The organism is Gemmatimonadota bacterium, from assembly GCA_009835325.1.
In the GTDB taxonomy this organism is placed as follows: Bacteria; JAAXHH01; JAAXHH01; order JAAXHH01; family JAAXHH01; genus JAAXHH01.
Genome location: VXWP01000040.1, coordinates 1 through 9,082 on the forward strand (window position 1 = coordinate 1; position 9,082 = coordinate 9,082).

8 protein-coding genes are annotated in these 9,082 nt (G+C 60.3%); 1 reads left to right on the forward strand and 7 read right to left on the reverse strand.

All coding sequences use genetic code 11. From position 1 onward, the window contains the following. Window positions 1-107: 107 nt before the first annotated feature. The 7 genes from rsmG to F4Z81_05130 all read right to left on the reverse strand — a co-directional run bounded on the left by rsmG (window position 108) and on the right by F4Z81_05130 (window position 6,829). Complete coding sequence (rsmG, locus tag F4Z81_05100; protein MXW04430.1) at window positions 108-761, reverse strand: 16S rRNA (guanine(527)-N(7))-methyltransferase RsmG; 654 nt, start codon at window positions 759-761, stop codon at window positions 108-110. Window position 762: 1 nt separating this feature from the next. Next, window positions 763-2,700 (reverse strand): tRNA uridine-5-carboxymethylaminomethyl(34) synthesis enzyme MnmG, encoded by a 1,938-nt coding sequence (gene mnmG, locus F4Z81_05105; protein MXW04431.1) that lies wholly within the window; start codon window positions 2,698-2,700, stop codon window positions 763-765. Window positions 2,701-2,727: 27 nt separating this feature from the next. After that, window positions 2,728-4,110: a tRNA uridine-5-carboxymethylaminomethyl(34) synthesis GTPase MnmE gene (mnmE, locus tag F4Z81_05110; GenBank protein ID MXW04432.1), complete on the reverse strand. Its 1,383-nt coding sequence runs from the start codon at window positions 4,108-4,110 to the stop codon at window positions 2,728-2,730. A 90-nt stretch (window positions 4,111-4,200) separates the two neighbouring features. After that, window positions 4,201-5,985, reverse strand: a complete 1,785-nt coding sequence (gene yidC, locus F4Z81_05115; protein ID MXW04433.1) for a membrane protein insertase YidC — start codon at window positions 5,983-5,985, stop codon at window positions 4,201-4,203. Between the two features lie 39 nt (window positions 5,986-6,024). Next, a complete protein-coding gene (yidD, locus tag F4Z81_05120) occupies window positions 6,025-6,306 on the reverse strand; it encodes a membrane protein insertion efficiency factor YidD (protein MXW04434.1) in 282 nt (93 codons plus the stop codon). Next, window positions 6,291-6,662 carry a ribonuclease P protein component gene (gene rnpA, locus F4Z81_05125; GenBank protein ID MXW04435.1) on the reverse strand — a complete coding sequence of 124 codons (372 nt, stop codon included), beginning with the start codon at window positions 6,660-6,662 and terminating at the stop codon, window positions 6,291-6,293. Before rnpA ends, yidD begins: the two co-directional genes overlap by 16 nt. A 32-nt stretch (window positions 6,663-6,694) precedes the next feature. Continuing rightward, window positions 6,695-6,829 carry a 50S ribosomal protein L34 gene (locus F4Z81_05130; GenBank protein ID MXW04436.1) on the reverse strand — a complete coding sequence of 45 codons (135 nt, stop codon included), beginning with the start codon at window positions 6,827-6,829 and terminating at the stop codon, window positions 6,695-6,697. A gap of 343 nt (window positions 6,830-7,172) precedes the next feature. On the opposite strand from F4Z81_05130, the gene dnaA reads away from it, so the two are divergent. Further along, complete coding sequence (gene dnaA, locus F4Z81_05135; protein MXW04437.1) at window positions 7,173-8,561, forward strand: chromosomal replication initiator protein DnaA; 1,389 nt, start codon at window positions 7,173-7,175, stop codon at window positions 8,559-8,561. Window positions 8,562-9,082: the final 521 nt, after the last annotated feature.

The following is a 9,082-nucleotide window of genomic DNA, read 5'->3' on the forward strand; positions in this document are numbered from 1 at the left end:
ACATGGGACGATCGGGAAAGGGGTAGTCTGTTTCATCGGTGGGTTTCTTGCTATCTTACGATCATTTTTCGATTCGATAAGCTTTCTTGAATCACGGGTCTTCCATCTCACACTTTCTTAAGCACCACCAGGGTCGGAGAGCCAACAACCCCTTCTTCGTATGGAACGGTAGCCTCCCATACCATGCCCTGCGCCTTCATGACCGATGCTGCCGATTCGATCTCTGCCTCCGGACCGGGCCCCTTGTAGCAGACCAGCTTCCCTCCGGGTTTCAAGATGGGACCACTCCATTCCACGAGTTGGCCGATAGAACTGACCGCCCGCGCCACCGCGCCGTCATACATGCCATCCGGCACACGTTCCGGTAATTGCTCCATCCGAGTATTGCAGACCTTCAGATTATCCAGCGACAACGCACGCCGCGCCAACTTCAGAAAAGCGCACTTCTTCTGATTTGATTCGACCGCAACAAAGTGTGTTCCAGGCACGAAAATGGCGAGGGGTATCCCAGGGAAACCGCCACCGCTTCCGATGTCCACGATCACGCCGCCCGTGGGCAGGACACCCTTCAGTGCGGGCATGAGCGAATCGCAAAAATGGCGCGACGGTATGCGTTCCAGGTCGTTCATAGATATGACGCGGAGTACGTGGTTTACACGCCGGATTTCGTACAGGTATCGCTCGAATGCCCCGATTTTACGGGCGTCTAGCCGATGACCGAGTTTCTCCATACCATGGACAAAATGCTCGATAGTGTCCATGTCATGTCTTGGTATGTTCCACGTGGAACACCTGGTTTTCGAAGCTGGACTTTTCGGTGCGGGACCTGGCCTTAACGCGTTCGAGATGTACGACGAGGATGGAAAGATCGGCGGGTGTTACGCCCGGGATCCGCGACGCCTGCCCCACGTTTGCCGGCCGGATGCTGGCCAGCTTTTCACGTGCTTCGTGAGACATGGCCCGGATGGAAGCGTAATCGAATTCCCCGGGGATCGCACGGGTTTCCCAGGACCGCATGCGTTCGATTTCCTTGTGCTGGCGTTCAAGGTACCCGGCGTATTTGACCGCTGTCTGAATCTGGCCGATGACAGACGGTTCATGGTCCATGGGATCCGGGTCTACGGTATAGAGGTCGGAATACTGTATCTCCGGGCGGGACAGCAGCTTGTGGAGGGACACGGGCTCCGATACCGGCGTCGAGGACCTGGTCTCGAGTATGGGGTTTATCCTGTCCGGAACCACGTATTCCCCTTTCAGCCGGTTTGTTTCCGATTCCACCAGCCGGCGCCGGGTTACTGTGGCCTCGTGACGTTCTCTTGAAATTACACCGATCTCGAAGGCCCGGTCCGACAGGCGCATATCCGCGTTGTCGTGCCGCAACAGCAGGCGGTACTCCGCACGCGAAGTGAACATCCGGTAAGGCTCGTCCGCTCCCTTTGTAATGAGATCGTCTACCATCACACCAATGTAGGCCTCTCCCCGGTCGAGCGTAAACGCCGGTCGGCTTCCGACCTTCAGCGCGGCATTGATGCCGGCCAGAATACCCTGTGCCGCGGCTTCCTCATAGCCCGTAGTACCGTTGATCTGACCCGCGAGGAACAGCCCGTCTACCTGGCGCGTTTCCAGGGAACGTGTCAGGTTGTCGGGAGGGATGAAATCGTATTCGACGGCGTATCCGAACTGTAGGATCTCCGCCTTCTCCAGACCCTTTATCGTGTGCAGCGCCCGGTCCTGCTCCGGTTCCGGCAGGCTGGTGGAGAAGCCGTTTACATATACTTCGTCGGTATTCCACCCCTCGGGTTCCAGTATGATCTGGTGGTTGTCCCGATCAGGGAACCGTACGATCTTGTCCTCGACGGATGGACAGTACCTGGGACCGCGGCCGGTGATCCGGCCGGAGTACATGGGCGACTGGTCCAGGGCGGAACGGATGATGTCGTGGGTCCGGGCGTTCGTGAAGGTCAGGTAGCAGGGCAGTTGCTCATCAGCCGGTGACAGCCTATCCTGGGAGAAATGCTCGGGGAACTCATCGCCCGCAATGATCTCCAACTCACTGTAATCTATGGATTTACCATCTACTCTGGGCGGCGTGCCGGTCTTCAGCCGGCCGATGTCGAACCCCAGATCCCGCAGGGAGTCGGACAGCTCCGTGGCCGCCCTTTCTCCCAGACGTCCTCCGGAGGAATTGCTCGCGCCCCGATGCATGACTCCGTTCAGAAAAGTGCCTGAAGCCACGACCACGGCACGGCAGGATATGGCGCGTCCATCGCTGGTCCGGATCCCCGTCACACAGCGCTGGTCGACGTCCAGGCACGCAACCTCGCCTTCCACTACCGTCAGGTTCGACGTTTTCCCGATGACCCGCTGCATGTAATCCCGGTATGCCACGCGGTCATTCTGGGATCTCAGAGACTGTACCGCCGGACCCTTGCGCGTGTTCAGCATCCTGACCTGCACGGCCGTCGCGTCCGCGGCCTTGCCCATCTCCCCGCCGAGCGCGTCGACCTCCCTCACGAGCTGTCCCTTGCCCAGGCCGCCGATGGAAGGATTGCAGGACATCTGCCCGATCTTCGAAGCATCGAGGGTTACGAGCGCCGTCTTTACGCCCATTCTCGCCGAAGCCAGGGCGGCTTCACATCCGGCGTGGCCTCCGCCGATGACGAGGACTTCAACCGATGTCGGCCGTTCGTTTTCAGCCATTACCCGGTCCCTGTTCCACGTGGAACATCATTTCCCGATACAGAACCTGGAGAACACATGATCCAGTACCGCATCGCCGATTTCCTTTCCCACGAGTACGCCCAGCCGGTGCACGCATTCCCTCAGATCGACGGCGGCCATTTCGGCGCCGAGCCCTTCTTCCAGAACCCTGATACCCCGGTCAAGACTAGTTTTCGCCTGGTCGAGCAGCTCGCCCTGACGGGCATTGACGACGAGTCCCGACTCGAAACCGGCGGGATCGAACCGCGCGGTCTCGAGAATCGCTTCCCTGAGATTCTCCAGGCCTTCGCCTTGCTTTGCCGAGGTCCGGATCCACCGGTCGCCCGAGGTCAATTCCAGGTATGCGTCCGGATCATAAGCATCCAGGTCGCACTTGTTGAATATAAACAAGGCGGTCCGCCCGGACAACATCTTCACCAGTTGACGGTCGTCGTCGTCCGGCGGGCTCGTGGCGTCGAAGACGGCCAGGGGGATATCGGCCTGTTCCAGTTCCGTACGCGACCGGATAACGCCCTGCTGTTCCACCCGGTTCGAGGTCTTCCGGATGCCCGCCGTATCCACGAAGACGACGGGCACGCCCTCGATCTCGACGCTTTCCTCGATGGTGTCCCGCGTCGTCCCCGATTCCGGATGCACGATCGCCCGGTCCCGCGCCGTCAGCATGTTGAGCAGACTGGACTTCCCCACGTTCGGCTTGCCGAGCAACGCGACCCGGACCCCGTCCCTCAGTACGCGCGTTTCGTGGGAAGACTTGATGAGCCGGCCGAGCGCTTCCCGGACGGGTCGGAGCTGGTCGAGGAAGGTCTGCGGCGTCATATCCGGGATGCCCTCCTCTGTGAAATCAAGCGTAACTTCAATATATGCAATTATTTGAATTAACTTGATCCTGAATTCGTCGATCTGTTGCGAGCAGGTCCCGTTCAGCTGCCTGAGGGCCGCCCGCGCGCAGGCATCGGTCCGCGCCCGGATCAACTCGCCCACCGCTTCCGCCTGCAGCAGGTCGATCCTTCCGTTGAGAAAGGCGCGCTTTGTAAACTCCCCCGGCTCCGCCAGCCGGGCGCCCGACCTGATCAGCACATCCAGGATCATCCCGCCCGGAACCATGCCGCCGTGGCCGCTGAACTCGATCAGGTCCTCCCGGGTGTAGGTACGGGGCGACCTGAATACGGACATGAGCACTTCATCGACCCGCTCGTGGCTCCGGGGATCGATGACGTGGCCGTGATGGATGGTGTGCGTCCCGCACTCCGAAGGCCGGCTGGTGCCTCCGAACACCCTGTCGGCGATGGCGAAAGTGTCGGGACCGCTCATGCGCACCACGCACAGTCCGCCCTCGCCGGGTGGCGTGCCGATCGCGGCAATGGTATCGTTCGGGGCCTGCGAGGTCATGGGGTTAACGAGGCTTGCTGCCGCGCCCGGTGCACTGCGGGTCGGTGCCCGGCGAGCCGGTATCTTGCGGACCGGTGCCCTGCGGGTGCGTCATTTGGCGGGTTGAACGGGGAAGAACCGGTTCTGAAAGGCCTGCTGCACGATGGTCAGCACATTGATCATGGTCCAGTACAGGATCAGTCCGGAAGGCAGGTTCATCATGATGAAGAACAGCACCGCGGGCATGATGTAGACGAACATGGCCTGCCGGGGGTCTTTCATCGTCATCTTGGACTGGATCAGCATCGTGGCCGCCATGAGGACGGGCAGCACGTAGTACGGGTCCCGGAGGGACAGGTCCTGGATCCACCCGATGAAAGGCGCGTCCCGCAGTTCGATCGTGCTGCTGAAGATAGTGTAGAGCGCGATGAGGATCGGCATCTGCAGCAGCAGCGGAAGGCAGCCGCCCAGCGGGTTCACCCCCGCGTCCCGGTACAGCTTCATCATCTCCTGGTTCAGCTTGGTCGAATCGTTCTTGTGCTTCTCCTTGAGCGATTCCATCTTCGGCTGGAGCGCGGCCATGCCCTGCGTGGCCTTCATGCTCTTGTGGGTCAGGGGAAAGAGCAGGATCTTCACGATGATGGAGAGCACGATGATCACGACGCCGTAATTGGTGATGAACTGGTGCAGCCAGACCAGGGAAATGAGCGTGATCCTGCTGATCGGCTGAATGATCGTCCAACCGAGATCGACGGCGCCCTCGAGGCCGTATCCGTAACTTTCCAGGGTATCGTAGTGGACCGGGCCGAGATAGAGGAGGAAGTTGTCCACCAGGGGTGACGCGAGTCCCATCGACAGTTCCGCGGCGATCTGCCGGTCGTCGTATTGGGCGCGCTGCACGGGCCGGCCGTTCAGCCGGTATCCCCTGGCCTTCCGGTCCACCGGCACCATGGCGGTGAAGAAATACTTGCTTCTCACGCCGACCCAGTGGGTCTCTCCCGTGGTCTCGGGCCGCGGATCCTCGAACTCGGTACCGAGGTCTTCATCGATCACCGTGTCGTTGAGCGAGGCGAATCCCCTGAAGGCGTACAGGTCCTGGTCCCAGTCCCGCTCCGTCACGTTGATCCCGCCGCCCCACCGGAGATAGTACTTGCTGCCGAGGGCCAGGTCCTGTCCGCCGTCGATCCGCACCTGGAGGTCCACGGCGTAATCGTCCCGGTTGATGACGAAGGCCTTGGTAATGGTCAGGCCTCCCGGCGCGTCGGCCGTCAGCGTCACGGATCCCGAGGACTGCCCTGGACCCAGCACGACCGCGTCGCGGTCCGCGGCGAAGCGCAGGGCGCGGGTGCTGCGGGGCCCGCGCTCCGTGGTGAGCACGATGTCGGGGCCGGACTCTCGATCGGGGGGGACGAGTTCCACATCTTCCCCGCCGATTCCCCGGTAACCCTTGAGTTTCCAGCTGGTTATCACACCGCCCATCGTATTGATCACACCCCGGAAGTACTGGTTTTCGACGACGATTTCACGGGGCGCCGGCGCGCCTTCGGCCGGGGGGAGAAACAACACGCGTTCGGATCGGTCCCAGCTGTCCGCGGCCAGGTCCTGCCGGGGCCGGTCTTCGATGCGGGGAGGCGGCGTCCGTCCGGGCTCCGTTACGGCGGCGTCCGACGGCGCGTCGAAAGCAGGCGACGCGTCGAAACTCGATCCGGTGTTCTCGCCGGGCGGGTAGACGCTCGCGGGATCGTCCCCGGTCGCGAAATCCCCCGGCTGTTGCTGCGGGACCGCCCGGTCGACCGGTGCGGGACGCTGGGGCGCGTACATGGGGTATATAATGTAGTAGTAACCGATCCAGGTCAGTATGATCAGTCCGAATGCGCCGAGTACCCGTTTTTCCATGGTCGTTGTGATTCCGGGGTTTCAAGCCGTGGCCTGCGGCTAATCGTGTGGTCCGCCAGATCTGCCGGTTCCAGCCGGCCCGTCCGGTCGCTCCACCGGATCGTAGCCGCCCGGGTGAAAGGGATGGCAGCGAAGCAACCGCCACGCGGCCATGCGGATCCCGGTGAACAGGCCCTTGCGTTCAAGCGCTTCGATGGCGTATTTCGAACAGGTGGGGGTAAACCTGCAGCTTGGCGGGAGGAGCGGGGAGACTGCGAGCCGATAGCCGCGGACGCCCCAGACGAGCGTGGTCGTGATTGCCCTGGTCAGCCGTTTCCACATAAGCGTGTCACCGCGGTACGGTAGAGGGACAGGAACTCTTCGTTCATCTGGCGATAGGTCCATTCCCGGCCGGGACTGCGTGCGATCAGCACCAGGTGCATTCCCCTCTTCAGGCGGCACCTGTTCAACCGGTAGATCTCCCGCATTCTCCGGCGGACCAGGTTACGCTTGACCGCGCCGCCGTAGTGCCGGGTCACGATGAAACCTACCCGGCGCTCGAGCCGGTCCGGACACGCGGCCAGAGACAGGGTCATCGAACGTCCGCGGACGGTCAGTCCGCATTTCCTGACCCGTTCGAACTCCCACCGGTGTCTCATGCGTTCGTCGTGAGGAAAACGTAGGGAACCGGCGGCCATGGTGCATCGGTCCTGCCGCGTTCGGGCGGCGCCTATACGGCAACGCGTACCCTTCCCTTGGCCCGTCGGCGGTTCAGAATCAACCGTCCCGCCCTGGTGCTCATCCTTCGACGAAACCCGTGCCTGCGGTGCCGCTTGAGATTGCTCGGCTGAAAGGTCCGCTTCATCGTTTACTCCCGTTTTTTCTACCTGTTTTCGCAAAAACAACAGCCCTCCATATTACCCTCGGAGCGCGTTAAAGTCAAGTTGTTTTTGGTCGGCCCAGGGTAGCAAATCTTTTCGAGATATTCTCTTGACAGCACCCCGCTCACCATACATACTAAGATGAAGATACGACCCGCAACGTTTCCGCCTGCCGTGGATTTGTTGTCGCACCTAATACCACCTTAAATGTAGTAATTTCAACAATTTAGCATGTTGCATGCAAGCGTACGAGTGTGTTTTCGGGCCGGAAAAGCACCGGTCCGTTCAAAGGCGTTCCATTCCCTTCGGTCCACAAGGTAATACGCGATGAAGCAGGAAGATCCTGCACAGCTCTGGTCGGTGTGCTTGTCGGAACTGAGGGGCATGATGCCCGCACAGACGTTCGCGACCTGGTTCGAGCGTACCAGGGGGCATGACGTAACACCGGAAAAATTCACGATCGAGGTACCGAACCCGTTCTCCGGCGAACGGATGCTGAAGCGGTTTCACGACAAGATCAGCCAGGTCGTGACGACACAACTCGGCCGCCAGGTCGTCATTGACTACCACATCTTCGAGGGCAATTCACAGATCATTCCAGTGCTTACCGACCTGCCCTCCTACGTGACGGACCGGGCGGACCGGGCGGACCGGGCGGACCGGGAACAGCTGGCTGCGGGCGAAGCGGAAACGGACAACCTCTACGACAACTACACCTTCGAGAACTTCGTCGTGGGGGAGTGCAACGACTTCGCCCACGCGGCGTCCCTGGCCGTGGTGAAATCCCCGGGCCAGCAGACCTTCAACCCCCTGGTCATCTACGGCGGCGTCGGCCTGGGCAAGACCCACCTGGCGCAGGCGATCGCCCACGAATCGAAGCGGCTCGGCACCGTCGACCGCAGCCGGTACGTCACGTCGGAGATCTTCTACAACGAATTCATAGAGTCCATCCAGGAAAAGAAGACGAAGGAGTTCGCGCAGACCTACCGGAACGTCGACCTGCTGATCGTGGACGACATCCAGTTCTTCTGCAAGGGGCACAAGGACCGCACCCAGGAGGAGTTCTTCCACACCTTCGACGTGCTCCGGCAGAAGGGCAAGCAGATCGTCCTGACCAGCGACCGGATTCCCAAGGAGCTTTCCGGCCTGGAGGAACGGCTGGTGTCCCGGTTCGAATGGGGGCTTCTCGCGGACATGAAGCCGCCCGACTACGAGACCCGGGAAGCCATTCTACAGAAGAAGGCGGACAAGGACGGACTGTCCCTCAGCCCGGACGTCATCGCCTATATCGCCGACCGCGTCGCATCGAACATCCGGGAACTGGAAGGCGCCGTGCTCAGCCTGCTGGCCTACGCGTCGCTGAGTCACTGCGACATTACCATCGAAGTGGCGAAGCGGGTGCTGAGCAACAAGATCCGCAGAAAACAGCGCTCCGTGGGGATGGAAGACATACAGAAGGCCGCGGCCGGCCACTACGGCGTGTCCGTAGAGGATCTCGCCGCAAAGACGCGGAAGAAGCACGTGGTGGCAGCCCGCCAGGCCGCCATGTACCTTTGCCGGGACATGACCCGCGCGTCGCTTAAGGATATCGGCGCGGTTTTCGGCAAGAGAGACCACACCACCGTCATTCACGCCTGCCAGACGGTCAAAAAGCTTCTGTTGCACGACGAAAACCTGCAGGAAGACCTCGATAAGATCAGAAATTCGCTTTCTTAGCCCGCCTGCTGTTCAGCGACGCCCAACACACGGTCCAACCGCTCCCACACATGTGGATAACCACCAACTTATCCACATTTTGTCAACAAATCATGCCTGTCGTAACTCCCGCCCCGACATAAAGTTGCATATTGTATATACCAAATTTCCACACCAATCCACCAAGGGTAGTGCACCTCGGTGTGGAAAGGTCTCCGGCCGCGGCGCAAAATGGCCTCGTTTCGACCTGGAACCGGCTTCAAATCGACTTTCATACGCCCGGTTGCACGCCAGCGCGCATCTGGCGCGTTTACGGGCTGGAGATGTTGTGGATAACCCGGGGGATAAGGGGATGTTGTGTGTCGATGATTTGTGTATAAGTGGGCGTTTTATCCCGTTTCGGTTTCTAGTGTGTGGATTATGTGGATAAACACCTGTTTAGTTGCCAGTTTCTCCACATCTTATTTTTCCCGCAAATGTTTGGTTTTATTATTACTTATAATCACAAATACGTGTATATGCACATATCCACATTCCTTATT

Coding starts and splice junctions, on each gene's coding strand:
- rsmG (MXW04430.1), bottom strand. CDS start 761: ATGGACACTATCGAGCATTTTGTCCATGGTATGGAGAAACTCGGTCAT.
- mnmG (MXW04431.1), bottom strand. CDS start 2,700: ATGGCTGAAAACGAACGGCCGACATCGGTTGAAGTCCTCGTCATCGGC.
- mnmE (MXW04432.1), bottom strand. CDS start 4,110: ATGACCTCGCAGGCCCCGAACGATACCATTGCCGCGATCGGCACGCCA.
- yidC (MXW04433.1), bottom strand. CDS start 5,985: ATGGAAAAACGGGTACTCGGCGCATTCGGACTGATCATACTGACCTGG.
- yidD (MXW04434.1), bottom strand. CDS start 6,306: ATGTGGAAACGGCTGACCAGGGCAATCACGACCACGCTCGTCTGGGGC.
- rnpA (MXW04435.1), bottom strand. CDS start 6,662: ATGGCCGCCGGTTCCCTACGTTTTCCTCACGACGAACGCATGAGACAC.
- F4Z81_05130 (MXW04436.1), bottom strand. CDS start 6,829: ATGAAGCGGACCTTTCAGCCGAGCAATCTCAAGCGGCACCGCAGGCAC.
- dnaA (MXW04437.1), top strand. CDS start 7,173: ATGAAGCAGGAAGATCCTGCACAGCTCTGGTCGGTGTGCTTGTCGGAA.